This is a genomic window from Umezawaea tangerina, assembly GCF_003002815.1.
Lineage (GTDB): Bacteria > Actinomycetota > Actinomycetes > Mycobacteriales > Pseudonocardiaceae > Umezawaea > Umezawaea tangerina.
The window spans coordinates 448133-473911 of the sequence record NZ_PVTF01000002.1; the positions used below are offsets into that span (position 1 = coordinate 448133).

24 protein-coding genes are annotated in these 25779 nt (G+C 73.2%); 14 read left to right on the forward strand and 10 right to left on the reverse strand.

From position 1 onward, the window contains the following. The first annotated feature begins 14 nt into the window (after positions 1-14). Complete coding sequence (locus tag CLV43_RS08005; protein ID WP_106186410.1) at positions 15-836, forward strand: glycosyltransferase family 2 protein; 822 nt, start codon at positions 15-17, stop codon at positions 834-836. A 49-nt stretch (positions 837-885) separates the two neighbouring features. Here the strand turns inward: CLV43_RS08005 and CLV43_RS08010 are convergent, their stop codons facing one another. Further along, positions 886-1353, reverse strand: coding sequence for an RrF2 family transcriptional regulator (locus CLV43_RS08010; protein ID WP_106186411.1), 468 nt, complete (start codon positions 1351-1353; stop codon positions 886-888). A 194-nt stretch (positions 1354-1547) separates the two neighbouring features. Here CLV43_RS08010 and cysD point away from each other — a divergent pair, with 194 nt between their 5' ends. The 4 genes from cysD to CLV43_RS08030 all read left to right on the forward strand — a co-directional run bounded on the left by cysD (position 1548) and on the right by CLV43_RS08030 (position 5982). Then, positions 1548-2468 (forward strand): sulfate adenylyltransferase subunit CysD, encoded by a 921-nt coding sequence (cysD, locus tag CLV43_RS08015; protein ID WP_106186412.1) that lies wholly within the window; start codon positions 1548-1550, stop codon positions 2466-2468. Next, positions 2468-4294 carry an adenylyl-sulfate kinase gene (cysC, locus tag CLV43_RS08020; RefSeq protein WP_106186413.1) on the forward strand — a complete coding sequence of 609 codons (1827 nt, stop codon included), beginning with the start codon at positions 2468-2470 and terminating at the stop codon, positions 4292-4294. Before cysD ends, cysC begins: the two co-directional genes overlap by 1 nt. Positions 4295-4320: 26 nt before the next feature. Next, positions 4321-4785, forward strand: a complete 465-nt coding sequence (locus tag CLV43_RS08025; RefSeq protein WP_342749754.1) for a MarR family winged helix-turn-helix transcriptional regulator — start codon at positions 4321-4323, stop codon at positions 4783-4785. 99 nt (positions 4786-4884) lie between these two features. Then, positions 4885-5982, forward strand: coding sequence for an NAD(P)/FAD-dependent oxidoreductase (locus CLV43_RS08030; RefSeq protein ID WP_106186415.1), 1098 nt, complete (start codon positions 4885-4887; stop codon positions 5980-5982). 2 nt (positions 5983-5984) lie between these two features. Here CLV43_RS08030 and CLV43_RS08035 read toward each other — a convergent pair whose 3' ends face one another. Then, a complete protein-coding gene (locus tag CLV43_RS08035) occupies positions 5985-6461 on the reverse strand; it encodes an NUDIX domain-containing protein (protein ID WP_106186416.1) in 477 nt (158 codons plus the stop codon). A 193-nt stretch (positions 6462-6654) separates the two neighbouring features. On the opposite strand from CLV43_RS08035, the gene CLV43_RS08040 reads away from it, so the two are divergent. Then, positions 6655-7479, forward strand: coding sequence for a hypothetical protein (locus CLV43_RS08040; protein ID WP_106186417.1), 825 nt, complete (start codon positions 6655-6657; stop codon positions 7477-7479). On the opposite strand, the gene CLV43_RS08045 is transcribed toward CLV43_RS08040, so the two are convergent. Beyond that, positions 7447-8439 (reverse strand): GlxA family transcriptional regulator, encoded by a 993-nt coding sequence (locus CLV43_RS08045; protein ID WP_106186418.1) that lies wholly within the window; start codon positions 8437-8439, stop codon positions 7447-7449. The genes CLV43_RS08040 and CLV43_RS08045 overlap by 33 nt on opposite strands. Positions 8440-8509: 70 nt before the next feature. On the opposite strand from CLV43_RS08045, the gene CLV43_RS08050 reads away from it, so the two are divergent. The 3 genes from CLV43_RS08050 to CLV43_RS08060 are packed head-to-tail and all read left to right on the forward strand — an operon-like array spanning position 8510 to position 11827. Next, complete coding sequence (locus CLV43_RS08050; protein WP_106186419.1) at positions 8510-9955, forward strand: aldehyde dehydrogenase; 1446 nt, start codon at positions 8510-8512, stop codon at positions 9953-9955. A gap of 25 nt (positions 9956-9980) precedes the next feature. Beyond that, positions 9981-10835 (forward strand): polysaccharide deacetylase family protein, encoded by an 855-nt coding sequence (locus tag CLV43_RS08055; RefSeq protein ID WP_245886213.1) that lies wholly within the window; start codon positions 9981-9983, stop codon positions 10833-10835. Further along, positions 10832-11827: an NmrA family NAD(P)-binding protein gene (locus tag CLV43_RS08060; RefSeq protein ID WP_106186420.1), complete on the forward strand. Its 996-nt coding sequence runs from the start codon at positions 10832-10834 to the stop codon at positions 11825-11827. Before CLV43_RS08055 ends, CLV43_RS08060 begins: the two co-directional genes overlap by 4 nt. 452 nt (positions 11828-12279) lie before the next feature. On the opposite strand, the gene CLV43_RS08075 is transcribed toward CLV43_RS08060, so the two are convergent. Both CLV43_RS08075 and CLV43_RS08080 read right to left on the reverse strand, forming a co-directional pair. Continuing rightward, a complete protein-coding gene (locus CLV43_RS08075) occupies positions 12280-14727 on the reverse strand; it encodes an ABC transporter permease (RefSeq protein WP_106186819.1) in 2448 nt (815 codons plus the stop codon). 2 nt (positions 14728-14729) lie between these two features. Then, positions 14730-15494 carry an ABC transporter ATP-binding protein gene (locus CLV43_RS08080; RefSeq protein ID WP_106186422.1) on the reverse strand — a complete coding sequence of 255 codons (765 nt, stop codon included), beginning with the start codon at positions 15492-15494 and terminating at the stop codon, positions 14730-14732. A gap of 245 nt (positions 15495-15739) precedes the next feature. On the opposite strand from CLV43_RS08080, the gene CLV43_RS08085 reads away from it, so the two are divergent. The 3 genes from CLV43_RS08085 (at position 15740) to CLV43_RS08095 (ending at position 19161) form a co-directional block, all read left to right on the forward strand. Then, entirely contained in the window at positions 15740-17458 is a 1719-nt protein-coding gene (locus tag CLV43_RS08085; RefSeq protein ID WP_146174687.1) for a hypothetical protein, read from the forward strand. 78 nt (positions 17459-17536) lie between these two features. Continuing rightward, the gene (locus tag CLV43_RS08090) at positions 17537-18184 is read left to right on the forward strand and encodes a Pr6Pr family membrane protein (RefSeq protein WP_106186424.1); all 648 of its coding nucleotides are present in this window, start codon (positions 17537-17539) and stop codon (positions 18182-18184) included. Then, positions 18181-19161, forward strand: coding sequence for a phytoene/squalene synthase family protein (locus CLV43_RS08095; protein ID WP_106186425.1), 981 nt, complete (start codon positions 18181-18183; stop codon positions 19159-19161). Before CLV43_RS08090 ends, CLV43_RS08095 begins: the two co-directional genes overlap by 4 nt. Here the strand turns inward: CLV43_RS08095 and CLV43_RS08100 are convergent. Then, complete coding sequence (locus tag CLV43_RS08100) at positions 19054-19656, reverse strand: TetR/AcrR family transcriptional regulator (protein ID WP_245886214.1); 603 nt, start codon at positions 19654-19656, stop codon at positions 19054-19056. The genes CLV43_RS08095 and CLV43_RS08100 overlap by 108 nt on opposite strands. Positions 19657-19804: 148 nt before the next feature. Between CLV43_RS08100 and CLV43_RS08105 the strand changes: the two genes are divergently transcribed. Next, on the forward strand, positions 19805-20734 hold the full coding sequence (locus CLV43_RS08105; RefSeq protein WP_106186427.1) for an NADP-dependent oxidoreductase: 930 nt from the start codon (positions 19805-19807) through the stop codon (positions 20732-20734). Here the strand turns inward: CLV43_RS08105 and CLV43_RS08110 are convergent. Together CLV43_RS08110 and CLV43_RS08115 are read right to left on the reverse strand one after the other, a co-directional pair. Beyond that, on the reverse strand, positions 20698-21903 hold the full coding sequence (locus tag CLV43_RS08110) for an MFS transporter (protein WP_106186428.1): 1206 nt from the start codon (positions 21901-21903) through the stop codon (positions 20698-20700). The genes CLV43_RS08105 and CLV43_RS08110 overlap by 37 nt on opposite strands. A 95-nt stretch (positions 21904-21998) precedes the next feature. Beyond that, positions 21999-22991, reverse strand: coding sequence for a LacI family DNA-binding transcriptional regulator (locus CLV43_RS08115; protein WP_106186429.1), 993 nt, complete (start codon positions 22989-22991; stop codon positions 21999-22001). A gap of 203 nt (positions 22992-23194) precedes the next feature. Here CLV43_RS08115 and CLV43_RS08120 point away from each other — a divergent pair, with 203 nt between their 5' ends. Then, positions 23195-24883 (forward strand): carbohydrate-binding module family 20 domain-containing protein, encoded by a 1689-nt coding sequence (locus tag CLV43_RS08120; RefSeq protein ID WP_211304279.1) that lies wholly within the window; start codon positions 23195-23197, stop codon positions 24881-24883. 38 nt (positions 24884-24921) lie between these two features. Here the strand turns inward: CLV43_RS08120 and CLV43_RS08125 are convergent, their stop codons facing one another. Both CLV43_RS08125 and CLV43_RS08130 read right to left on the reverse strand, forming a co-directional pair. Continuing rightward, positions 24922-25131 carry a hypothetical protein gene (locus tag CLV43_RS08125; protein ID WP_106186430.1) on the reverse strand — a complete coding sequence of 70 codons (210 nt, stop codon included), beginning with the start codon at positions 25129-25131 and terminating at the stop codon, positions 24922-24924. Between the two features lie 68 nt (positions 25132-25199). Then, complete coding sequence (locus CLV43_RS08130; protein WP_106186431.1) at positions 25200-25652, reverse strand: DUF4395 domain-containing protein; 453 nt, start codon at positions 25650-25652, stop codon at positions 25200-25202. Positions 25653-25779: the final 127 nt, after the last annotated feature.

The window sequence follows — 25779 nt, forward strand, 5'->3', positions numbered from 1 at the left end:
GTGGAGGGTGAGCGTTGCCGACGATCTCGATCATCACCGCCGCGTACGCCCCCAAGTCGGACTTCCTGCCCGCCACCGCGGACGGCGTGCGGGCGCAGGTCCTGCCCGCGGGCTGGGACGTCGAGTGGGTCGTCCAGGAGGACGGGGCGGACCCGTCCCTGGAGGCGTTCTTCCACGACGTCCCGAACGCCCGGTACGGCGCCAACGGGGTCCAACTCGGGATCAGCGCCACCCGCAACCTCGCGCTAACGCGGGCGAGGGGCCGGCTGGTGCAGGTCCTCGACCACGACGACGTGCTGCTCCCCGGCGCGCTGGCGACGCTGCTGGCCGCGTTCGAGCGCCACGAGATCCACTGGGCCGTCGGCGCGGCGGACGACCTGCTGCCCGACGGCACCCGCAAGGCCTGGGACTCCGCGCTCCCCTTCGGGCTGGTGAAGGCGGGCGAGGCCAACGCGTGGGCCGAGGCCCACGGCGGCAACTGGCCCGTGCACTGCGCGGGTCTGCTGGTGCGGACCGACTCGCTGCGGGCCGTCGGGGGTTGGGCTTCCTCACCGGTGGACGACGACCTGGTCGCCTTCGCGGCGCTGTCCGAGCTGGGTGACGGCTGGAACGAGCAGGCCGTCACCTGGCTCTACCGCCAGCACGCGGGCCAGACGACCCGGTCGGACGCCCTCGTCGGGCTGCGGGACGCGGGTCGGCTGATGGCGCTCCAGCGGGTCAAGGCGCTGCGCGGGGCGGGCATGGTCTTCGCCCCGGCCGCTCCCCTGGGCTTCGACGGCCGGAGCCACGACGTGAACCTGCTGGGCAACATCAAACCGCCCGCGAGCCTGGGCTGACCGCCCTCGTGCAACCGCTCGTGGCGAGCGGTTGCACGAAGACCTGCTGTCATCGCCCCCGGCGTTGCTCGTCGGTGCGGTACTCCGCCGCCATGGCGGTGATCGCGGGCGGCAGGCGTTCGGCGACGAGGTCGGCGAGGGTGACGTTCTCCAGGACCGAGCGCAGGCTCGTGCGGACGGCCATCCAGACGTCCAGCAGCGCGGTGGCCGGACCGGTGTACCCCAGGTCCTTCAGCCCACCGTCGCGGACGCGGGCCAGCGGACCGTCGATCGCGCGGGCCACGTCGGCCACGGTGATCTCGGCGGCGGGACGGGCCAGCGAGTAGCCGCCCCCTCGGCCGCGGTGACCGCGGACCAGGTGCGCGGCCTTGAGGTCGTTGAGGATCGTGAGCAGGAACGCCACCGGGATGTCCTGCGCGCCCGCGACGTCCTCCGCCCGCGCCAGCTCCCCCGGCGGCACGGCGGCCAGCTCCGCCATGGCGCGCACGGCGTAGTCGACCTTGGCGGAGATGCGCATGCGACCGATTATCCAGGTCCCCCGGTACGCGTCCCCGGTGAGGACGTCAACTTCCGTCCACGGCACGTGAACACGTTGTGCCACAAGGGCGACAGGCTTCGACGGGTGTGCCTGCCACACCGTGGACGGCTCCCGCGGCCATGCCTAATCTCGCACAAAGTTGACCGACAAACCCAAGTTAGCGGGGCGGGGGCATGAATCCCAAGTCGACCGACACCGAGACTGCCGTGCTCGACGCACTCGAGGCCGAGGCGATCCACGTGCTGCGCGAGACCGCGGGGGCGTTCCGCCGACCGGTGCTGCTCTACTCGGTGGGCAAGGACTCCTCCGTGCTGCTGCACCTGGCCAGGAAGGCGTTCCGGCCGGGACGCCTGCCGTTCCCGCTGCTGCACGTGGACACCCGCTGGAAGTTCCACGAGATGATCGAGTTCCGCGACGCCACCGCGCGTCGGCTCGGGCTCGACCTGATCGTGCGCACCAACACCCAGGCGCACGAGGCGGGTGTAACGCCGTTCACCCACGGCACGCACGAGTACACCCGCCTGATGAAGACCGTGGCGCTGCGCGCGGCGCTCGACGAGCACGGCTTCGACGCCGCGATCGGCGGGGCGCGGCGCGACGAGGAGCGGTCGCGGGCGAAGGAGCGGATCTTCTCGCTGCGCGAGCCCGGTCACCAGTGGGACCCGCGCAGGCAGCGCCCGGAGTTCTGGCGGTGGAGCAACACCGAGCTCAACGAGGGCCAGTCGGTGCGGGTGTTCCCGTTGTCGAACTGGACCGAGATGGACGTGTGGCGCTACATCCGCCGCGAGGAGATCCCCGTCGTCCCGCTCTACCTGGCCGAGCCCCGGCCGGTGGTCGAGCGCGACGGCGCGCTGCTGATGGTCGACGACGACCGGTTCCCGTTGCGGCCGGGCGAGGAGCCCGACCACCGCTGGGTCCGGTTCCGCACACTGGGCTGCTACCCGCTCACCGCGGCCGTCGAGTCCAAGGCCACGACGCTCGACGAGCTGATCGACGAGATGCGGGTGGACCGGCGCTCGGAACGGGCGGGGCGGCTGATCGACGGCGAGGGCGGTTCGTCCATGGAGAGCAAGAAGTCGGAGGGGTACTTCTGATGGGCGCGGTGCTGCGGATCGTGGCGTGCGGTTCGGTGGACGACGGCAAGTCCACGCTGATCGGCAGGCTGCTGGCCGACACCGACAGCGTCCCGCTCGACCACCTCGAACAGGCGAGGCACCTGCGGCGGGGCGGGTCGGTGGTGCCCGCGGGCGAGATCGACTACTCGCTGATCACCGACGGGCTGGCCGCCGAGCACGAGCAGGGCATCACGATCGACGTGGCCTACCGCTACTCGGACCTGCCCGGCGGCCGCAGGCTGGTGATCGCGGACGCGCCGGGGCACGACCAGTACGGCGCGAACATGGCGGTCGCCGCGTCGACGGCCGACCTGGCCGTGCTGCTCGTCGACGCGGAGCTGGGCGTGCGGCCGGGGACCTACCGGCACCTCGCGGTCTGCGTCACGATGGGCGTGCGGTCCGTCGTGGTGGCGGTCAACAAGCTCGACGCCGTCGGCTACGACCAGGCGGTGTTCGACCGGCTCGCGGAGCAGGTGCGGACGGTGGCGCGCGACCTGGGGGCCGAGGAGGTCCACGTCGTGCCGGTCAGCGCGGTGGGCGGGGACAACGTGGCCTTCGCGTCGCCGAACATGCCGTGGCACGACGGGCCGACGCTGCTCGACGTGCTGGTCCGGTGGCGGCCGGGCGCACGGCGGCGGTCCGTCGAGACCCGGCTCCCGGTGCAGTACGTCATCCGCGGCGACCGGTTCCGCGGACCGGCGGGCACGGTCGTGGGCGCGGCGCTGAGCCGCGGCGACGAGGTGTCGGTGGCCGGGTCCGGAGTGGTCACGACCATCCGCCGGGTCGTCGGACCGGACGGCGACCTCGACCGCGCCGAGCCAGGCACACCGGTCACCGTGGAGCTGGCCGACGACGTGGACGTGCGGCGCGGCGACCTGCTCACCGGCCGCCAGGCCCCGCCGCCGAGCACGGAGCTGCTCGCGACCGTGGTGTGGACCGGCGCGCGGCCGTTCGACTCCGGTGGCGACTACCTCATGCTGGCGGGGCCGCGCGTGGTGTCCGCGACGGTGACCGGACCGCACGGCCTGCTGGACGTCCGCAATGGACGGACGACGAGCGCGGAGACGTTGTCCGTCAACGACATCGGCACGGTCACCGTGACGACCGCGTCCCCGGTGTTCGTCGACTCCTACGCCGACAGCCGCGACACCGGGTGCTTCCTGCTGGTGGACCGGCTCACCAAGGACACCGTCGCCGCCGGGATGGTGGTGGCGCCGCAGCACCCCGGCGACGTCGTGCCGCAGGACTACGCCGTCGACCGCGCGTCCCGTGAGCGGCTCAAGGGCCAGCGCGCGAAGGTGTTGTGGCTCACCGGGTTGTCCGGTGCGGGCAAGTCCACGATCGCCGACGCGGTGGAGCGCAGGCTGCGGGCGCTCGGCGTGCACACCTACGTGCTGGACGGCGACAACGTGCGCGGCGGGCTCAACGCCGACCTCGGGTTCGCCCCCGGGGACCGCGCGGAGAACGTCCGCAGGGTCGCCGAGGTGGCGCGCCTCATGCTGGACGCGGGCCTCGTGGTCGTCGTCGCCCTCGTCTCCCCGTTCCGGGCCGACCGGGCGGCGGCGCGGGCGCTGTTCGCACCGGAGGACTTCGTCGAGGTGTGGGTGGACACGCCGCTGGCCGAGTGCGTGCGGCGCGACCCGAAGGGCTTGTACGCCAAGGCGAACGCGGGCGTGCTGGCGACGATGACCGGGATCGGGCAGGACTACGAACCGCCGACCGCGGCCGAGGTCGTGCTCGACGGGACGGCGTCCACCGCGGCGTCCGTGGCGCGCCTGACCGCCATCGTCACCGACCGGGGCTGAGCCGGGCCCGGCGGTATGCTCCCCCGGTGGGCAGACAAAACGGCCGGATGGGCTTCACGACCGCTCTGATCAGGTCCGCTTTCCTGGTGAACGCGGCCTACGCGCGGTCGGGGCGCGAGTTCGGCGTCACCCCCCAGCAGGGCCAGCTGCTGAGCATCCTGCGCGGGCGGCCGTACGGGATGACGGAGCTGGGCACGGTGCTGGGCCTGGCCAAGTCGAGCGTCACCGGCCTGGTCGACCGGACCGAGCGCGGCGGCCTGGTCCGGCGCGAGCCGGACCCGGACGACTCCCGCGCCGTGCGGGTGGCGCTCACCCCGCACGGCGGCGAGCTCGCCGAGCGGTTCTACACCGAGACCCACCGGCGGATCGAGCAGCTGCCGGGCTCGCTGAGCGCCGCCGAGCTGGAGACGCTCACCGACCTGCTCGCACGGGTCGTGGACGACCACGACGTGTCGGCGATCTTCATGGAGGCCGACGACTCCCCGAGGTAGCACCCGCGCACTTGTAGTTCGTGGCACGAACTACTACGGTTCGCAGTACGAACCAGTCTGGTTCGTGTTGCGAACTTTCCATGTCCGGGGAGCACTTCGATGAACCACACGGTGGTAGTGGTCGGTGGCGGCTACGGCGGCTCGATGATCGCCAAGGCGCTGGACGACGAGACCGACGTCGTCCTGATCGACCCGCGGGAGGCGTTCGTCAACGCCGCCGGGTCGCTGCGGGCGCTGACCAGGCCCGAATGGGCGGCCAACGTCTTCTTCCCGTTCGACGCGCTGCTGCGCCGGGGGCGGTTCGTCCGCGACCTGGCCGTCTCGGTGGACCCGAAGGGCGTCGTGCTCGCGTCGGGCGGGCGCGTCGACGCCGACTACCTGGTGCTGGCCACCGGGTCCGGCTACCCCTACCCGGCCAAGCCCAGGCCCGCGGCCCTGAGCACCGCCGAGGCGGTGGAGGACCTGCGCAAGACGCACGAGGAGCTGGCGGGCGCCGACCGCGTGCTGGTCCTCGGCGCGGGCCCGGTCGGTCTGGAGCTGGCCGGGGAGATCAAGGACGTCTGGCCGGACAAGCACGTGGTCGTCGTCGACCGGGACGAGCGGATGGTGCCCGGTCTGCTGCCCGAGGTGCGCGCCGACCTGCTCCGCCAGCTCGACGGGCTCGGCGTCGACCTGCGGCTGGGCACCGGTCTGGTCGCGCCGCCGCCGACGGAACCGGGCAGGGCCGGGCGCTTCGCGGTCACCACCGACACCGGTGAGGAGGTCGTGGCGGACATCTGGTTCCGCGCGTTCGGGGTCCGCACCAACAGCGACCACCTCGCCGACGGCGGGCTCACCCCGCTCACCGGACGGGGCGCGGTCCCCGTCACCGAGCGGCTGAACGTCGTGGGCTACGAGCACGTCTACGCGCTCGGCGACGTCACCGACGTCCCGGAGCCGAAGATGGCGAGCTACGCGATGCAGCACGCGGAGGTCGTGGCGGCGAACATCAGGGCCCAGCTCGCAGGCGAGGAGCCGACCGCGGTGTACGCGCCGGACCCGGTCCGCCGGATCCTGCTGCCGCTCGGCCCGCACGGCGGCGCGGGCCAGATCCCGCACGAGGGCGCGATCGTCGCGGTGACCGCGAAGACGGTGTCCGAGCGCAAGGGCCTGACCCTGTTCGCCGAGCGCTTCGCGGACCGGTTCGACGTCGGCTGAGGTCAGCCGACCCGGCGGCCCTGCTCGCACAACGACGGCGCGCCCGCGTCGACCGCGTGCAGCGCGGCGGCGATCCGGTCTGCCAGCAGGGGTCTCACCAGCGACCGGACCTCGGTGTCGTCGCACAGCCTGGCGGAGACGATCTCCCCGTCGGGGAACGAGAGCGCGGCCACGTCCGCCTCCGTCAGCAGGCCGCCGTCGAAGACGAACGCCACCCCCTCGTCCCACCCCTGCCGCGCGGGCACGTGGTCGACCACCAGCAGCGCCCCCGTGGTCCACACCAGGTCCATCTCCTCCCGGACCTCGCGGGTCGCCGTCACCCACGGCGGCTCCCCCTCCTCGCCGGCGCCGCCGGGGATCTCCCAGTCCGGCTTGTAGGACGGCTCCACCAGCAGCACCCGACCGGTGGCGTCCCGGAACAGCACACCGGCCACGACCCGCTTGCGGTTCAACCCCGCCACGTACTGCTCCAGCGTCATCCACCCGACCCTAGGACCACTCCCATCCCGTTGGTACCGCTGGACTTCCGCCGCGAAGTCACCCGGAAGGAGGGCTTGACCGCTACGCTGGGCGCAGGTCGAACCGGGGGGGCGGTACATGCGGGTGGACGACCACGACTTATCCGGGGGCACGCGGGGCTGGACCCCGCCGGAGCCCCAGCGGGTGCGGCCGATGGCGTCGGTCGTCGTGCCTGCCGGGTCCAGACCGGTGTTCCCGGCGCCGCCACCCGCCGGGGCGGTGGTGCGCCCCCTGACCGAACGCGAGGTGGGGATGCGCGCCGCGCGGGTCCTCGGCTGGGCGCGCGGCTCGTTCCTGGCGATCTCCTCCACCACCTCGGCGGTGGTCCACGTGCTGCTGCTCGTCCTCTGGACGGTCCTGTGGCCGGTGTTCGGCTCGACGCCCGGTGTCTTCGCGGGGCTCGCGCTGACGGTCGTGGTGTGGTCGGTGGGCCGCTGGTTCACCGTGGGCTGCACGTCCCTGGTGTTCGCGCGCGTGGTCGTGGGCCACGACGTCCGGTTCGCGGACCTGCGCGCGGAGCTCAAGCCGGTGGCCTGGCGGCTGCTGGGGCTGTCCGCCCTGTGCGGTTGGCTGCTGCCGGTCAGCCTGGTCGGGGGTGTGGCGCCCCCTGGTGTGCTGGCGGTCCCGGCGCTCGTGCTGGAGCGGCTGGGCATCCGCCAGGCGGTCGTCCGGTCCCGCGACCTCCTGCACGGGGAAGGGGGGCGGACGTTCAGGGTCCTGGCGCCCGTGCGGCTGTCCACCCTCGCCATCTCCTCGGCCGTACCGCTGACCTGGCTCCGCGTCGGGCCCTTTCCGCTGGACGCGACTCCGTTCGGGTGGTTGCTCCTCGCCGCGGTGTTCGCCACGCCGACCCTCGCGGTGGCGTGGACGAACAGCGGTGCGGTGCTCTCGATGTACTACGTCGACCGCTACCTGGCGGTCGCGACCCGGCCTGCGCCGCCGCCGTCATTCGTGCACCGGTTCGCCGACACCGGGTGAGGTGGCCGAGTACGCCTGCCGGTAGGCGTTCGGCGTGAGTCCGACGTGGGTGCGCAGGTGCCTGCGCAGCAGCAGGGGGTCGCCGAACCCGGCCTCGCGGGCGACCTCGCCGATGCTGAGCCCGGTCGACTCCAGCAGCTGACGGGCGCGGTCCACCCGCCGCTGGACCACCCACTGCTGCGGGCTCTGCCCCACCTCGTCGCGGAACCGCCGGGTCAGGGTGCGGACGCTCATGCTCGCGTGCCGGGCCAGGTCGGCGAGGGTCAGCGGCTCGGACAGCCGTTGCAGCGCCCACTGGCGGGTGGCCGAGGTCGAGGCGTCGCCGTGGTCGGGCAGCGGCCGGTCGATGAACTGCGCCTGCCCGCCCTCCCGCCACGGCGCGACCACGCACCGGCGTGCCGTGGCGTTGGCCGCGGCGGCCCCGTGGTCGCGGCGCACGAGGTGCAGGCACAGGTCGATGCCCGCCGCCGCGCCCGCCGAGGTGAGAACGCGGCCGTTGTCGACGAACAGGACGTTCGGGTTCACGTCGACCAGCGGGAAGCGGCGGGCGAACTCGTCGCACATCGCCCAGTGGGTCGTGGCGCTCTGCCCGTCGAGCATCCCGGAGGCCGCGAGGACGAACGCCGACGTGCACAGGCTGACCACGCGGGCGGTCGGGGCGATGCCCGCGAGCGCGGCGGCCAGCTCCTCCCCCAGCCCGCCGGGTCCGGGCAGGTCGGCGTCGCGGTCCTGGGTGGCGATGACGACGGTGTCCGCGGTGCGCAGCACCGACTCGTCGTTGCGGATGTCGATGGTGAAGTCCTGGTTGGTCCGCACCGGTCGGCCGCCCAACGAGCAGGTCACGACCTCGTAGAGGGGCTTGTCCGCCGCGTCGAAGGCGTGCCCGAGCACCTGGGCCGGGATGCCGAGGTCGAACGGTTTGACCCCGTCCAGGGCGAGGACGGCTACGCGGTGGGGCATGGCCCGATTGTCACCAATGTTGTCTTTCAGGTCAATTACGCGGGCGGCCGGAGCCCGCGAGAGTGTCCTCATGGCACTGGATCACGACACGTTCCTCATCGGCGGCGAGTGGGTTCCGGCGAGTTCGGCGCACCGCTCCACCGTCATCGGCGCGAGCACCGGGGAGGTGCTCGGCACCTCACCCGAGGGGATGGAGGCCGACGTCGACGCCGCCGTCGCGGCCGCCCGGCGCGCGTTCGACGACCCCGACGGCTGGTCGGGCTGGGCCCCGCGGGACCGCGCCGCGGTGATGCGCCGCCTCGCCGACGCGCTCGACGCCCGCCGCGAGGAGATCACCCGGCTGGTCAGCAGCGAGAACGGCATGCCCATCACGCTCTCGCTGGGTCTCGAAGGCACCGTGCCGAGCACGTTGTTGCGCTACTACGCGGACCTCGTCACCGAGGCCCCGGTCGAGGAGCACCGCGACGGCCTGCTCGGCCGCCCGGTGCTGGTGCGGCGCGAGCCGGTCGGCGTCGTCGCGGCGATCACGCCGTGGAACGCCCCGCAGACGCTGGCCGCGGGCAAGTACGCCCCCGCGCTCGCCGCGGGGGCGACGCTGGTCATCAAGCCCTCCCCCGAGACCGCGCTCGACGCGGTGCTGTTCGCGGAGGCGGTCGTCGAGGCCGGTGTGCCCGCGGGCGTCGTCAACGTCGTCCCGGCGGGTCGCGAGGCAGGCGCTTACCTCGTCGGCCATCCGGGCGTCGACAAGGTGTCGTTCACCGGCTCCAGCGCGGCGGGCCGGTCGATCGCGGAGGTGTGCGGACGGCTGCTGCGGCCCGTTTCCCTAGAGCTGGGCGGGAAGTCGGCGGCGATCGTGCTGGAGGACGCCGACCTGGACTCCGAGGCGATCAGGCAGGAGCTCGTCGCCGCGACGCTGCTGAACAACGGCCAGGCCTGCTTCGCGAGCACCCGGATCCTCGCGCCACGCAGTCGGTACGACGACGTCGTGGACGCGATGTCGGCGCTCGCCTCGTCGTTGACCGTCGGGGACCCGCTGGACCCCGGCACGCACGTCGGTCCACTCGCGAGCGAACGGCAGCGCGAGCGCGTGGAGGGCTACATCGCCAAGGGCAGGGCCGAGGGCTCCCGGCTGACGGCGGGCGGCGGTCGCCCCGCCCACCTGGACCGCGGGTGGTACGTGGAGCCCACGGTGTTCGCCGACGTCGACAACAAGCAGGTCATCGCGCAGGAGGAGATCTTCGGCCCGGTCCTGGTCGTCATCCCCTACGAGGACGAGCGGGACGCGGTCCGGCTGGCCAACGACTCCGACTACGGCCTCGGCGGGTCGGTGTGGACCCGCGACGCCGAGCACGGCCTGGAGATCGCGCGCCGGGTGCGCACGGGGTCCTTCGGCGTCAACCACTACATGACCGACCCGGTCGCCCCGTTCGGCGGGGTGAAGGCCAGCGGCCTCGGCCGTGAGCTGGGACCCGAGGGTCTCGCCGGCTACCAGCAGCTCAAGTCCGTCTACCTCTGACCCGCACACCGACAGGAGACACCTCGTGGATCCACCCGAACTGACGTGGCCCGGCGGCCGGAAGGTCGCGGTCATGATCACCGCGGCGGTCGAGCTGTGGTCCGAGGGCCACTGGCCGTCGTACGCGCCGATGGCGGCCGCGTGGCCGTTGCCCGGTGTCCCCGACTCGCACAGCGCGTCGTGGTCGGAGTACGGCGCCACCACCGGCGTGTGGCGGCTGCTCGACCTGCTGGACCGGCGGGGCGTCACGGCGACCTTCGGCGTGAACGGCCTGGTCGCCGAGCGCTTCCCGGACGCGGTGCGCGCGGTCGCCGACGCCGGGCACGAGGTCGCGGCGCACTCGTACGCGCAGGACGTCGTGCCCGCGTGCCTGGACGCCGACGAGGAGCGGGCGAACCTCGTCCGGTCCGTCGACGTCCTGCACGGGGTCACCGGGCACCGCCCCACCGGCTGGCTGAGTCCTCGTGCGACGGCCTCGCCGCGGACCGCGGACCTGTTGGCGGAGCACGGTTTCACGTGGTCGGGCGACCACAACGACCGCGAGCTGCCCCACGTGCTGCGCACCGCGCACGGACCACTCGTCGCGATCATGCACAGCGACTTCAGCGACGTCCGCGGCGCGGCGGCCGGCCCGCGGACCTACCGCGACGTCCACCTGGACCTCCTGGAGCACCTGCTCGACGCCCCCGGTACCGGGATCCTGAACCTCACCGTGCACGCGCACGTCGGGGGAAGGCCCGCGCAGGCCGCCATGTTCGACCGGATCCTCGCGTCGATCCGCCTCGCGGGCGACGACGTCTGGGTCACCACCCACCAACGGGTCGCCGAGCACGTGCTCGCGACCACGCGGCACCACGAAGGGAACACCACTTCACCATGAGCGACGTCCTTGTCATCGGCGGCACCGGCGCTATGGGCGGCCGGGTCGTGCTCCGCCTGCTGGAGTCCACCTCCGACGCCGTCCACGTCCTCACCCGCGACCCCGGCTCCCCGCAGGCCCTCGGGCTGCTCGACGTCGGCGGCGGCCGGGTGCGGATGGTCCGCGGCGACGTGAACGACATCGCGGGCGTGCGGACGGCCATGGAGTCGACCGACCGCGTCTTCTGCAACACCGACTTCTTCTCCACCGGCGCCGTCACCGGCGAGTACGACCAGGGCGTGGCGCTGCTCGAAGCCGCCCGCGCCGCGGGGGTCGACCGCTTCATCTGGTCGTCCCTCGACTTCGCCGCGCAGCTCACCGGCGGCGCGGTGCCGGTGCCGCACTACGACAGCAAGGGCGCCGTCGCGTCCTACATCGGGCTGCGGCGGTCCGACGAGATGATGCGCAAGGAGTCCGACGGCTGGTACACCCACCACGTCTCCGTGCTCACGACCGCGCCCTACTTCGAGAACTTCCAGCTGCGACTGGCTCCTCAGCCCGGCACCCTGCCCGACGGCCGCGACGGGCTGTTGTTCGGAATCCCGCTGGGCGAGGGCCGGTACCCGTTGATCGGCCTGGACGACATCGCCTGGTTCGCCGCCCACACCTTCGACCACTGGCACACCGGGGAGTCCCGCGACCTCGCCATCGCCGCCGACAGCCTGACCGGCCCCGAGATCGCCGCCGCGTTCGAACGCGTCACCGGCACCCCCGCCGCCTACGTCCCGGTCCCCCTCGACGTGCTCCGCTCGTCCGTCCCCGACTTCGGACACGACCTCGCCGCCATGTTCGAGTTCTTCCAGACCCGCGACCTCGTCGCCCTCGACCGCGACCTGCCGTCCCTGCGAGCCCTGCACCCCGGCCTCCTGGGGTTCGAGGAGTGGTTGCGGGCCACCGGCTGGGTCGGCTCCGAACAGGACGTCCAGCGCTTCCCGGTGCGCCTGGCGCGGTGACCGGGACGCTGCCTTGGGCGAGGCCGGTGCCCACCCCGCACCGGCTTCGCCCGTCGGACCAGCCCACCTCGAACCGGTCCACGATCCCCTGCGCGACCTTCTCCACGGGCACGCCCGTCGTGAGGTCCTCCACCGGCTCCGTCAGCACGTGGCCCGGCAGCTCCCCCACGTGCTCCGAGTAGAAGATCCGCGCCCCCGGCACCACCCGGACCAGCTCACGGGCGGTGGTGGTCTTGCCAGCCCCGAACGTCCCGTTCAACCACAAGATCACGACTCACCGCAGCGCCCGACCTCGGCCCCGAGGACCTCACGGCCGGGATCCGGTAACGACATGCGCCTCGACTCCTTGCCCGCCCGGTGCCCGTCGGCCGGCGCGGCCGCCTCGTGGCCGGGCTCGGTGGCGGGCCGCCAGGCGCATGCCGGGCAGCCCGCCACCGGGATCCCGTCGCACATCACGGGGCCAGGGGCACGCGCAGGGCCGTTCGGGTCGGGACCCGGATGGACACGACGCCCAGGACGGCGGTGGCTCCGACGATCACGAGGTAGGCCAGCGGGGAGATGGTCGGGACGGGCTGGCCGGACACGCCGAGCGCGAACCCGACCAGGGGCGGGATGGCGGTGACGGTCCCGACCACCACCGCGATCACCACGGCCACCAGCGACTCGATGAGCGTCATCCGGCGGATCTGCCGGTCGGTGGTGCCGATGAGCCGCAGGAGGGTGAACTCGCGCCGCCGACCGACGGTGGCCATGACCAGCGTGTTGACCACGGACAGGGCGACGTACCCGAGGATCACCAGCAGGGCGATCAGGTTCACCCACGACTGGGTGTCGCGCTCGCCGCTGCCCGCGGGCACGCTGGTGTCCTGGACAGCCAGCCCCAGCTGCTCGACTCCGGCGCGGGCGTCCGGAGTGGACGACACCAGCAGGTAGTCCGCCAGGCCGGTGGTGGTGTGCGGGCGCAGCGCCTCGGCCGACAGCGTGAGGTCGCCGAACCCGAGCCCGCGGCCGTAGACGGCGACGACGGTGGCCGTCAGCTCGGTGCCGTCACCGAGGTGGAACGTGACCTCCTTGCCCACCTTGGCGTCCATGGAGGACGCGACGGTCGTGCTGAGCGCCACGGTGTCCGGTTCGGACAGCCGTTCCAACGATCCCTCCTGCACCCGCAGGTCGAGCGTGCGGGACTTCGGGTCGACGCCCTGGAGGGCGTACTGCTCGACCAGCACCTCGTCCTCGAACATCGGTGTGGTCACCACGGCGCTGGAGCGGATGACCGGGTCCGCGGCCGTCACACCGGGCACGGCGGCGACCTTGGCCGCGAGGTCCTGGGACAACCCCGAACCCGGTGCGGCGACGAGGTAGTCGGCGGTGATGCCGTCGCGCGACTGGGTCGCGGCCTCGGCGGCGATGGTCGTGGGCATGAACAGCTGGACGCTGCCGAAGGTGATGGCCAGCGCCAGCGGCACGACGGCCGCGGACAGCCTGCGGGTGTAGCCGCGGATGCTGGCCTCGGCCAGGACGCCCGCGGGTGAGGTGCCGACGCGCAGCAGCGGACCGAGCAAGCCGAGGAACAGCTCCACGAGCCGGGGCCCGACCAGGCCGACGGCGATGATCAGCAGCAATGCCGCGGCGCCGACGGCGGTCAGGCCGACCAGTCCGGGCAGCAGCAGTGGGGCGAGCGAGGCCACCAGGCCGATGCCTGCCAGCACGACGCCGGTCACGACCCGCCCCTTGCCCAGCTTGGGGGTCTCCACGCCGGACTCGCGGATGGCGTCGATCGGGTCGATGCGGGCCGGGCGGCGGGCGGCGACCGCGGCGGCACCCGCGGCCGTGGCCACGCTCAGCACGACGGCGGCGAGCCCCGGCAGCGGGCTGTAGGCGAGGGCGAAGTCCGCGGGCATCACGCCCGCTCCGGAGAACTGGGAGCCGAGCACCCCGGCGAGCAGGTAGCCGGGGGCGACGCCGAGCAGGGCGGCGAGCCCGGCGACCACCCGCACCTCGCGGCCGATCATCCCGTGGATCTGCCGCGGCAGCGTGCCCACGGCGCGGAGCAGGGCGAACTCGCGGCGGCGCTGCCCGACCGACAGCGACAGCGTGCTGGCCACCACGAACACGGCGATGAGCAGCGCGACACCGGCGAACGAGGCGCTGAGCGCCATCAGCTGGGTGCGGGCGCCGAAGGAGTCGAGCGACTCGACCTCGCCGCGGTCGGCACCGGTGTAGACCTCCACGCCCGGCACCGCGCGGCTGATCGCGGCCGCCAGGGTCGCCGGGTCGGTCCCCGGCTGCGGGAGCACGCCCACCGCGCCGACGCGGTCGGGGTGCGACCACAGCGCCGTGGCGGCCTGGTCGCTGAGGAACGCGGTCGCGACCCGGCTGCCCCCGGACGAGGCGACACCCACGACCTTGTAGGCGCTCGGCACGCCGCCGTAGGACAGGCGCACCTCCGCGCCGGGTGCCACGCCGAACGACCCGTCCACCACGACCTCGCCGTCACGGGCGGGCAGCGCGCCCGCGGTGAGCGAGTACGGGGTGAGCGCGGCCGAGCTCCAGCCGTGCACCTCCACGGGGGTGTGGGTCTCGGTCGTCATGGGCACGGTGATGTCCCCGACGGCCTGCCGCACACCGGCGACGGCACCGACCTTGCCGACCGCGTCGGCGGGGAGCATGACGCGTTCGGTGAACGGCTGCGCCACGTCGCCGGGGACGGGCAGCGCCTGCTGCCCTCCGACGACGACCTCGGCGGCGAGGTAGCGCTGCGGTGCGACGCCGCCGCGGAACCCGGACTCCAGCAGCACGCCGAGCCCGGTGATCAGGGCGGCGGCGAAGAACACGGCGACGAAGACCCCGGCGAACCCGCCGCGGTTGTGCCGGATGGCGGCGAAGGCGAGGCCCCACATGGTCACCACTCCCCCAGGCTCGACATGCGGTCGACGACGGCCTGCGCGGTGGGGCGCTCCAGCGAGCCGACGAGCTGCCCGTCGGCGAGGAACAGCACGCGGTCGGCGTAGGACGCGGCGACCGGGTCGTGCGTCACCATCACCACGGTCTGCCGGAGGTGGGTCGCGGTGTGCCGCAACAGCTCCAGCACCTGGCGGCCGGTGCGCGAGTCGAGCGCGCCGGTCGGCTCGTCACCGAATACCGCGTCCGGCTTGGTGATCAGGGCCCTGGCGATGGCGGCGCGCTGCTGCTGGCCGCCGGAGAGCTCCAGCGGGCTGCGCCCGGTCAGGTCGGCCAGCCCGACGGCGGAGACGACGTGGTCGAACCACGCCTTGTCCACGGCGTGCCCGCCGAGCAGCAGCGGCAGCGTGATGTTGCGCGCGACCGTGAGGTGCGGCAGCAGGTTGTAGGCCTGGAACACGAACCCGATGTGGTCGCGCCGGAACACGGTGAGCTGCTTGGCCTTCAGCGCGGAGATGTCCGTGCCGCCCAGGGTGACCCGGCCCGCGCTCGGCCGGTCGAGACCGGCCGCGCACTGCAGCAGCGTGCTCTTGCCGGAGCCGGACGGGCCCATGACGGCGGTGAAGGACCGCTTGGGGATGGCCAGCGAGACGTCTCGCAGCGCGGTCACGGGTGCCGCCCCGGCGTCGTACACCTTCGACACGCCTTCCAGGCGCACGGCGATGTCGGGTGGTGCGATCACTGGGTCGCGGGTGTCGGTGTGCATCGGTCACGTCCTCGGTCGTCGGGTACGGGGAGAACGCTATGGACGGACGGCGTCGTGGACGATCCACTCCGCTGCCCACTTGGGGGTGTAGCTGGCTCTACCCCCGCGCTGGGGGCAGCGGGTGCGGCTGGGCTCCGGTCCACACCGCCTTCGGCCGATTCCCGGTGCCGAGGCGGCGGTGTTCAGTAGATTGCCGGGGCTGTCGTGACGGGGACCCAGTCACGTCGGATTCCGGTGGAGGCGTTGTGGATCGACGGTTGGCCGACTCCCTGTTCGTCCCGGTGGAGCGGTGGGGCTGGGAGCCGTTGTCCCAGGACCCGCGGCCGCACCCCGAGGCGGACTCCCCGCCGGAGTGGGAGGAGCCGTCGGAGCCGCTGGGCACGGGGGCGCGCAAGGCCGCGGGCTGCCTCGCGAAGGTCGTGCTCGGCCTCGCGGCCGCGGTGCTCGGCCTGCTGGTGGTAGGCCACGCCTACCCGTCCGTGCTGGTCGCGTTCGGCCTGTTCTTCCTGGTGCTGCTGGGGTTCGTCGGTGTGCTGGGGTGGTCGCCGGAGCTGCGGGCGTGGTGGCGGCGGCGGGTGGCGCGCGACCGGTACGACGCGGAGTACCGCGCCTGGGAGGTCCGGGTCGCCGAGCACGACCGGGCCGAGCGCAGGGCGCTGGAGGCGGCGGGGTCGTGGCGGACCCTGACGCTGGGCGACCCCCGGCGGGTCTTCGTGTTCGGCGGGACGCCGCGGGACTGCTGGGCGGGCCTGCTCACCACCGTCGGCAGCTCCTACCTCGGGCGCGGAGGGGTCGTCGCGGTGGCCGACTTCACCGAGGAGGGCGTGGCCGCGGAGCTGGCGCACCTGGCCGGGCAGCGCGGGATCCCGGTGCTGGACGCGGGGATCCCGCACGGGACGCGGCCCGACGTCCTGGGTGGGCTCCCGGTCGACGAGACGGCCGAGCTGCTGGCGGTGTCCGAACCGGACCGGTCGGCCGACCGGCTGGAGCGGCGGGTGCTGCACCTGCGGCTGCTCACCGTCGTGCTGGAGGCGGTGGACGGGCCCTGGTCGTTCGGCCGGATCGCGGCCGGGCTGCGGGTGCTGGCGGGCGAGCCCGGCGGCGGCGCGCTGGCGGCGCACGAGGTCGACCGGCTCACCGCCGCGGTCGCCGTGGTGGGCGCGGGCGAGCAGTCGCGGACGCGGCTCGCGCACCTGGCCGGGCTGCTGGACCTGCTCTCGGTGGTCGACTCGCCGGAGGCCGCGGCCGCGGAGGTGCTGTGGCGCGACAGCGGGTTGAGCGTGCTGTCGACGGGCGGCGGGAACGAGGACCGCAAGGAGCTGCTCGACGCCGTCGTGTTCCACCGGTTGCTGCGGGACCTGCGCCACCGGCGGCCCGCCCTGCTGGTGCTGGCCGGGGTGGAGGCGTTCGACGCGCGGTCGCTGCGCTCGGTCACCCGGCAGGCGCAGCGGTCCGGGATGACCCTGGTGCTGCTGTCGCGGCGGCTGGACGCGGACTCGGAGTCGCTGCTGGGCGACTCCGCCGACGCCACGATCGTCATGCGGCCGGGCACGGCGGCGGACGCGATCCGCGCGGCCGACCTCATCGGCCGCGAGCACCGGTTCGTGCGCGACCGGCTCACCGACCAGGTCGGCCGGACGATCACCCGCGGGGTGGCGCACACCGAGGGCGAGACCGAGTGGCCCGTCCGCCCGGCGTGGCCGGGTGCGGGGCCCGGCGCCATCGACCGGTGGAACGCGACCACGACGCTCACGTCCTCGTCGGACACGATGAGCAGGTCCGAGTCGGAGTCCACCAGCCGCAGCGAGACCACCTCGCGGGTCTACGAGTACGCGGTGGAGCCGAAGTCCCTGCAGGAGCTGCCGGTGACGGCCTTCCTGCTGGTGGAACCGACCGCCGACGGCAGGCGGGTGGTGGCGGCCGACTGCAACCCCGGCATCGCGCTGCTCGACGGGGTGCGCTGAGCTCCACCAACGGCTGGTTCTCCGGTCGCCGCGCGCGCGTCGGGTTGCCGCCGCGCGGATCCGGATTAGGTTGCGGCCGTGGACAAGCGCACGATCTCCCGGATCTGGTTCGGCGTGGGCGCGGCGGTCGTCCTGGTCGGCCTCGCCGTCCAGGTGGTCGTCTCGGCCACCGGCACCGGCGGTCACTTCGACACGCCAGCCGGCCGGGTGCTCAACATCTTCTGCTTCTTCACGGTGCTGTCCAACGTGATCGTGGGCGTCACCTCCGCGCAGCTCGCCGTGGACCCGGACCGGCCGTCCACGGTGTTCCGGGTCTTCCGGCTCGCCGGGCTGGTCGGCATCGCGGTGACCGGTGTCGTCTTCCACCTCGCGCTGGCGGACCTCCAGGAGCTGGAGGGGTACGCCGCGCTGGCCGACTTCCTGCTGCACACCGCCTCGCCGCTGCTGTGCGTCGTGGGCTGGCTGCTGTTCGGGCCGCACGTGGACACCGGCGTCCGCGTGGTGGGGCTGTCGCTGCTGTACCCGTTGGCGTGGCTGGTGTTCACGCTCGTGCGGGGGCCGATCTCCGACTTCTACCCGTACCCGTTCCTGGACGTGCGGGTGCTCGGCTACCCGGCGGTGCTGCTCAACTGCGTCGTCGTCGCGGTCCTGTTCGTCGCGCTGGCCGCCGCGGCGGCCGCGTTCGACCGGGCGATGGCCCGCCGCGCCGCGACGGCCGCCCGGTGACCGGCGCCGAGGGCGGGCTGAGCGGGTCCTACGCGCTGTGCCGCCGGGTGCACGCGATGGCCGACCGCCCGACCTACCTGGCGACGCGGCTGTTCCTGCCGCCGTCGGCCCGGCCGCACGCGCACGCGCTCTACGCGTTCTTCACCGTCAGCGACACCGTGGCCGACGACGGCGACCCGGTGCTGCGCGAGCGGGCGTTCGCGCGGTGGTCCGCCGCGAGCCTGGCCGAGCTGCGCTCCGGGCGCAGCGCGCACCCGTTGCGGGCGGCCCTGGTGCACAGCGCGGGCGTGCACGGGCTGGAGATCGGGCTGTTCGAGCGGTTCCTGGCCGCGACCCGCGACGACAACACCGGTGCGGCCGAGTTCGCGACCTTCGCGGACCTGCGGCGGTTCACCGCGGGGGTCGGCGGGGTGCCCGCGGTGCTGGGGATGCGGCTGCTCATGCGGGCCGACGCCGAGCGCGACCGGCTGGTCTCGCAGCTGGGTGAGGTGTTCCAGTTCGTCGACGTCCTGCGCGACCTCGCCGTCGACCTGCCCGCGGGGCGGGTGTACCTGCCGCTGGAGGACCTGGAGCGGTTCGGGGTGACCCGCGCCGAGCTGACCGGTGGCGGGTCGGGTGCCGCGCTCGACGACCTGGTGCGGTTCCAGGTCGACCGGGTCCGGGAGCTGCAACGGGAGGCCGCGGTCGTGGTGGACGACCTCCCGGCGCGCGCCCGGCCGTTCGTGACCGCGGGCATCGCGGTGCACGAGGCCTACTTCGACGAGGTCGACCGGCTGGGCGCCGGTGCGCTGCGGCACGGCGTGCGGTTGCCGAAGGTGGACCTGCTGCGCCGGGTCGGGCCCGCCGTGCTGCGCGGGCGCGTGGTGGGGTCAGGCGGTGGGGTACAGCTCGAGCGGGCTCGCGGACGGCAACCGCGCAGGTGGGTCGCCGGGGTCGGCGCGCAGCGAGCGCAGCAGCAGGGCGACCAGTCGGCGTGACGACGCCCGCACCGCCTCGGGGGTGGCCGCGGCGATGCCGCCGTTGGCCATGAGCAGCAGCTTGAGGTCGTCGGTGGTGAAGTCGGCGCGCAGTCGGCCGCTTTCCTTCGCCCTCCGGACGATTTCGGCGAAACCCCGCGCGTTGTGCTCGCGTTCTCCCCGGAAATCGACCGCGCGCGGGAACACCGAGAGGAACTCGGCGGTGAACCCGCCGAACAGGACGTGCATGGCGCACGCCTTCTCGACCACCAACGCGAACGCGCGCCAGGCGTCCGGTTCGGCGAGCGCCTCGTCGACGACCGCGGCGCAGGCGGCCACCTGTTCCTCGAACGCGGCCGCCATCAGGGCTTCCTTGGTCGGGAACCGGCGGTAGAGGGTGGCGACGGCGACCCCGGAACGTCGGGCGATCACCTTCATGGGCACGTCGAGCCCCGATTCGGCGAACGTCGTGCGGGCGACCTCCAGGATGCGGTCCCGGTTGTTCCTGGCGTCCACGCGCAATTCCGGATCACCAGCCCCGGTCGACATCCGAGAAGAATCGACGCTCATCTTCCTCACTTCCCGCTGACCCCGCCGGACCGTTCACTTCCGATGTTAGCGTCGGGTCATTCCCTTCCATTCCCGTTGTCGGTGAGGTGTCGGCGTGTTCGCACTGCAGTACTCGGAGTTCGGTCCGCCCGGTGTGCTCTCGGTGGGCGAGGCGGTCGAGCCGCACGCGGGCCCCGGCGAGGTCCGGATCGCGGTCCGCGCGACCGGAGTCACGCCGGTCGACGCGAAGGTCCGCTCGGGCCTGCCGGAGGGGCGTCCGCCGCTCGCGTGGCCGCACATCCCCGGTGTGGACGCCTCCGGTGTGGTGGACGAGGTCGGCGAGGGCGTCACGGGAGTCGCGGTCGGCGACGCGGTGTTCGGGCTGGTCGACATCGCCCGGCTGGGCGGAGCGGCCGCGGAGTTCGCCGTGCTCAAGGCGTGGGCGGCCAAGCCCGACGCGTTGAGCTGGGAGGAGGCGGGCGGCGCGGCCACCAGTGTGGAGACCGCGACCAGGACCCTGGACCGGCTCGGGGTCGCGGCGGGCACGACGCTGCTGGTCGAGGGCGCCGCGGGTGGTGTGGGCACGGTCGCCGTGCAGCTCGCGGTCGCGCGCGGCGCCACCGTGATCGGCACGGCGAGCGATCGCAACCACGGGTTCCTCGCGGGGCTGGGCGCCGTGCCGACGACGTACGGGCCGGGGCTGGTCGAGCGGGTCGCCGCGCTCGCGCCCGGTGGTGTGGACGCGGTGCTCGACATCGCGGGCTCGGGGTCGGTGCCGGACCTGGTCGCGATCGCCGGGACCCCGGACCACGTCGTCACGATCTCCGACTTCGCCGCGGCGCGGCACGGCGTCGCGCTCTCGCACACCGGCCCCGGTGGCGACGCCCCGGCGTACGAGGGACTGGCCGTGGCGGCCGCGTTGGCCACCGAAGGCCGGTTCACCGTGCCGCTGCACGCGGTGCTGCCGTTGGCGGCGGGCGCCGAGGCCCACGAGCTGAGCGCGTCCGGTCACGCCCGCGGCAAGATCGTGCTCACCGTGCCTTGACCGGCGCGCTTGGCCGCGCGCACGCCGTGCGCCCACAGCGCCAGGCCGAGGAGCGGCAGGGCGGCGCCGAACACGCAGACCCCGGTCCAGCCGTAGGCCTCGTGCACGACGCCGGTGGCGGCCGAGGACACCGCGCCGCCGACGAAGATCGTGGTCATGTAGACGGTGTTGACGCGGGCGCGCGCGTCGGCGCGCAGGGCGAACACCTCGTGCTGGCTGAGCACCTGGTGGCACTGCACGGCGAAGTCGAGCAGCACCCCGGCCACCGCGAGCAGCACCACGCTGCGGTGCCCGATCCCGGCGGCGAGCAGCGTGAGCGCGCCGAGCAGCAGCGCCACGCCGCTGAGCGCGCGGCCGTGCCCCCGGTCGGCGAACCGGCCGCCCAGCGGCGCCGCGATCGCCCCGCCCGCGCCGATGAGGGCGAAGACCGCGATCTGCCCCTGGCTGAAACCGTGCTCGTCGATGAGCTCGTAGGCGATGGCCGTCCAGAACGCGGTGAACGCACCGAACATCGTCGCCTGGCACAGCGCGCGGCGCCGCAGGACGGGTTCCTCGCGGACGAGCGCGGCCATGCTCGCGAGCAGCGACCGGTAGCCCGCGGTGTGGCCGGGTCGGCGTCGCGGCACCATCCGGCTCAGCACGACGGCCAGCACGAGCATGAAGGCCGCGGAGATGAGGTAGATCGCCCGCCAGCCGAGCAGGTCGGCGACCAGGCTCGACACCGTGCGGGCCAGCAGGATGCCCACCAGCAGCCCACCCATGACCCTCCCGACCGACCGCCCGCGCAGCTCGGGCGGGGCGAGGTCGGCCGCGAGCGGCACGAGCACCTGCGCCACGACCGAGGTGATCCCGACCAGCACGGACACCGCGAGGAACATCCCGAACACCGGCGACACCGCCGTGAGCAGCAGCGCGACGGCCGTCGCGACCAGGGTTCGGGTCGCCAGCGTGCGGCTCTCGACCAGGTCGCCGAGCGGCAGCAGGAACAGCAACCCGACCGCGTACCCGGCCTGGGTCACCGTCACCACGACCGTGGCCGCCCCCTGGCTGACGCCGAACGAGCCCGCGATCAGGTCGAGCAGCGGCTGCGAGTAGTACAGGTTCGCCACGGTCAGCCCGCACGCCACCGCCAGGACCAGCGTGAGCGCGTGGTCGATCCGCTGCCGCATGTCCTCCCCCGCCCGCCGTCGCCACCACGACGCTACGACACCACCCACCCCCACGCCCGCCACCGGCCGTGGACTTGGTGCCGCCTTGCCCAGGGCTACCTCGGCCGGGCGCCTGTGGAGCCGCGGACGACGAGCTCCGGTTGGAACACGAACTCGGCGTGCGGGGCGGGGGTGCCGCCGATCTCCTCCAGCAGCGCGTGCACGGCGGCCTGGCCCATGGCGTCGACGGGCTGGCGCAGGGTGGTGAGGGGTGGGTCGGTGAAGACGATCAGCGGTGAGTCGTCGAAACCGACGACCGACACGTCGCGCGGCACGCGGAGGTCGCGGTGGCGGGCGGCGCGGATGGCGCCGAAGGCCATCAGGTCGCTGCCGCACACGATCGCCGTGCAGTCCTTGGCGAGCAGCGCCGTGCCCGCGGCCTGGCCGCCTTCGACGGTGAACAGGGAGTGCTCGACCAGGTCGGCGGACTCCGGTCTGGCCAGCAGGAAGCCCTCGACCATGCGCTGGGTCGGCACGTACCGGCGGGGGCCGACGGCGAGGCCGATCCGCTCGTGGCCGAGCTCCACGAGGTGCGAGACGGCGAGCCGGGCGGCGGTGCGGTGGTCGACCGACACGAACGGCGCGGACACCCGGTCGGTGTAGCCGTTGACCATGACGAACGGCACCCCGCGACCGGCCAGCTTCACGTAGCGGTCCATGTCCGCGGTGGTGTCGGCGTGCAGCCCGGCGACGAACACGATGCCCGTGACACCGCGGTCGACGAGCAGTTCGGTCAACTGGTCCTCCGACGAGCCGCCGGGGGTCTGGGTGCACAGCACGGGGGTGAACCCCTCCCTGGTCAGCACCCGTTCGATCACCTGGGCGAACACCGGGAAGATCGGGTTGGTCAGCTCGGGGATGATCAGTCCGATCAGCCCCTGGCTGCGTTGCCGCAGCTTGGGGGGTCGTTCGTAGCCGAGGATGTCCATCGCGGCGACGACGGCCTGCCTGGTCGACGGCGAGACGCCCGCCTTGCCGTTGACCACCCGGCTGACGGTCGCCTCGCTGACGCCTGCCTGGGTCGCGATGTCACTGAGCCGAGCTGTCACACCGGGTGACTCTACGGGCGGGTGAGCCCTTCGGTCGTCACGTCCCGCACCGGCGCCCCGGATGCCTTCGGTCACCGAACGGCCGTCCGTTGGTCCGCTTCGCCGAACCGGTGCGACCGAAGTGCGTGAAAGGTGTTGCAGACGTTTTCAGCAACCACGGCAGCTGGTATGACGTGGAGCACACCCTGCACAGAGGAGACACCGTGGTCCCCGCCAAACGCCGGGCGCTGTCGGCCATCACAGCGCTGCTGACAACCCTCCTGGTGAGCCCCCTGTCCTCACCGGTCCCCGCCACCGCCACCCCGCCCGGCTCCAAGGACGTCACCGCCACCCTGTTCCAGTGGTCGTTCGACCGGGTCGCGACCGAGTGCACCACCGTCCTGGGCCCGAAGGGCTACGGCTTCGTCGAGGTCTCCCCCGCGACCGAGCACATCCAGGGCTCCCAGTGGTGGACCTCCTACCAGCCCGTTAGCTACCGCATCGCCGGACGGCTCGGCACCGAGTCGCAGTTCCGCACCATGGTGAGCACCTGCCACGCCGCCGGGGTGAAGGTGATCGCCGACGCCGTGGTCAACCACATGGCCGCGGGCTCCGGCACCGGGACCGGCGGCACGAACTACTCGAAGTACAGCTACCCCGGCTACTACGCCGACCAGGACTTCCACTCCTGCCGCACCAGCATCAGCGACTACCGCAACCGCGACAACGTGCAGAACTGCGAACTGGTCGGCCTGTCGGACCTGAACACCGGCAGCGACTACGTCCGCAGCACGATCGCCGCCTACCTCAACAACCTCGTCTCCATGGGCGTGGACGGATTCCGCGTCGACGCCGCCAAGCACATCGCCGCCGCCGACCTGTCCGCCATCAAGTCCAAGCTCGGCAACACCGGCGTGTTCTGGGTCCAGGAGGTCATCTACGGCGCCGGCGAGGCCGTGCAGCCCGGCGAGTACACCGGGACCGGCGACGTGGACGAGTTCCGCTACGCCACCGACGTCAAACGCGTCTTCGGCAGCGAGAAGCTCTCCTACCTCAGCAACTTCGGCCAGTCCTGGGGGTACCTGCCCGGTAACCAGGCGCGGTCGTTCGTGGACAACTGGGACACCGAGCGCAACGGGTCGACGCTGTCCTACAAGGACGGTTCGACCTACACGCTGGCCAACGTGTTCATGCTGGCGTGGCCCTACGGCGCACCGCAGGTGTACTCGGGCTACGAGTTCTCCGACAACGACGCGGGCGCTCCCGCCGCGGCGGCGTGCTACTCCAACGGCTGGAAGTGCCAGCACAAGTGGCCGCAGATCGCGAACATGGTCGGCTTCCGCAACGCGGTGGCGGGCACGGCGGTGACGAACTGGTGGGACAACGGCAACAACGCGATCGCGTTCGGCCGCGGCGCCAAGGGGTTCGTGGCCATCAACAAGGAGACCACCGCGCTCACCCGCGCGTTCCAGACCTCCCTGCCCGCCGGGAACTACTGCGACGTGCAGCGCGACGGCTGCGCGGTGTCCTACGCCGTCGGCTCCAACGGCCAGTTCACCGCCACCGTCGGCGCGGGCGACGCCATCGCCCTGCACGTGGGCGCCACCGGCGGCGGTGGCACCGACCCCGGCACGAGCGCGGCCGCGTTCGCCGTCAACGCCACGACCTCGTTGGGCCAGAACGTCTTCGTCGTCGGCGACAACCCCGCACTCGGCTCCTGGAACCCCGCGTCGGCGATCCCGCTGTCCTCGGCGACCTACCCGGTGTGGCGGGCGTCCGTGCCACTGCCCAGCGGTACCGCGTTCCAGTACAAGTACATCCGCAAGGAGTCCAACGGCTCCGTGACCTGGGAGAGCGGCGCCAACCGCACCGCCACCGCACCCACCACCCTCAACGACACCTGGCGCCCCTGACCCACGTGACCCCGCCGTCCGCCCGGTGGACGGCGGGGTCACGTGGCGAGGAGGTCGAACACGAAGCCCACCACCACGAGCAGGATCCCCAGCACGCGCGGCGAACGGTCCGGCTGCGGCCCCCGGAGCAGCACGAGCGGCGGGACGACGAGCGCGTGGTAGACCGCCACGGGCCAGAAGCGCGCGGCGAGGTTGACCAGCAGACCCACGGCGGTGAACACCGCGACCAGGACCAGCGGCAGGATCACCAGGCGATCGCGACACCCGCGACCAGCAGCACCGTCCGCCACCACGAGACCTGCTGCGCGCCGACGACCTAGGCCCTGGTCAGCGTGCCGCGGATCCGTGCCACCACGGGATAGCAGTGGCAGCCGACGCAGACGCCGAACACGGCGTTGAGGAGGGCGGCGGCCAGTGCGCAGGCGGTGGCCGCGACGCCGATGGCGGTGACGCCCGAGGCGTACCCGAGGGCGCCGATCAGGGCGAAGGCGCAGCCGACGGCCTGGGCGAAGCGGAGCGGGGCCTCGGCGGCGAGCACGGGCGGGGCGGTGAGGTGGGGGCGGACGGTGCGGCGGTAGGCGGCGCCGTAGGGGTTCACCCGGAGGCCGAAGGCGGCGCACAAGGCGAACAGGGCGGCCTGGGCGAGCAGCACGCGCGGGCTGGCGGTGAGCAGGCCGAGGGTCAGGACGGCGCTCGTCATCGCGGCCGAGAACCGCACGCCCCTCGGGTCGACGCCGCCGTCGGCGTCGCTGGTTCGCTGGTCGGCCATGCGGTCAAGAGATCGCGGCCGCCACCGGGCAGTCAAGGCGACGACGAATAGTCGACCCGTTCGGTCGATGTGTCCACCTGTTCGCGCTGCGCCGATAGCGTGGTGCGGCTGCGGCACCACACGTCTT

Excerpts from the sequence above, each read along its gene's own strand:
- CLV43_RS08010 (WP_106186411.1), bottom strand. The coding sequence starts at position 1,353 with ATGCGCATCTCCGCCAAGGTCGACTACGCCGTGCGCGCCATGGCGGAG.
- cysD (WP_106186412.1), top strand. The coding sequence starts at position 1,548 with ATGAATCCCAAGTCGACCGACACCGAGACTGCCGTGCTCGACGCACTC.
- cysC (WP_106186413.1), top strand. The coding sequence starts at position 2,468 with ATGGGCGCGGTGCTGCGGATCGTGGCGTGCGGTTCGGTGGACGACGGC.
- CLV43_RS08030 (WP_106186415.1), top strand. The coding sequence starts at position 4,885 with ATGAACCACACGGTGGTAGTGGTCGGTGGCGGCTACGGCGGCTCGATG.
- CLV43_RS08035 (WP_106186416.1), bottom strand. The coding sequence starts at position 6,461 with ATGACGCTGGAGCAGTACGTGGCGGGGTTGAACCGCAAGCGGGTCGTG.
- CLV43_RS08040 (WP_106186417.1), top strand. The coding sequence starts at position 6,655 with ATGGCGTCGGTCGTCGTGCCTGCCGGGTCCAGACCGGTGTTCCCGGCG.
- CLV43_RS08045 (WP_106186418.1), bottom strand. The coding sequence starts at position 8,439 with ATGCCCCACCGCGTAGCCGTCCTCGCCCTGGACGGGGTCAAACCGTTC.
- CLV43_RS08050 (WP_106186419.1), top strand. The coding sequence starts at position 8,510 with ATGGCACTGGATCACGACACGTTCCTCATCGGCGGCGAGTGGGTTCCG.
- CLV43_RS08060 (WP_106186420.1), top strand. The coding sequence starts at position 10,832 with ATGAGCGACGTCCTTGTCATCGGCGGCACCGGCGCTATGGGCGGCCGG.
- CLV43_RS08075 (WP_106186819.1), bottom strand. The coding sequence starts at position 14,727 with ATGTGGGGCCTCGCCTTCGCCGCCATCCGGCACAACCGCGGCGGGTTC.
- CLV43_RS08080 (WP_106186422.1), bottom strand. The coding sequence starts at position 15,494 with ATGCACACCGACACCCGCGACCCAGTGATCGCACCACCCGACATCGCC.
- CLV43_RS08110 (WP_106186428.1), bottom strand. The coding sequence starts at position 21,903 with ATGCGGCAGCGGATCGACCACGCGCTCACGCTGGTCCTGGCGGTGGCG.
- CLV43_RS08130 (WP_106186431.1), bottom strand. The coding sequence starts at position 25,652 with ATGGCCGACCAGCGAACCAGCGACGCCGACGGCGGCGTCGACCCGAGG.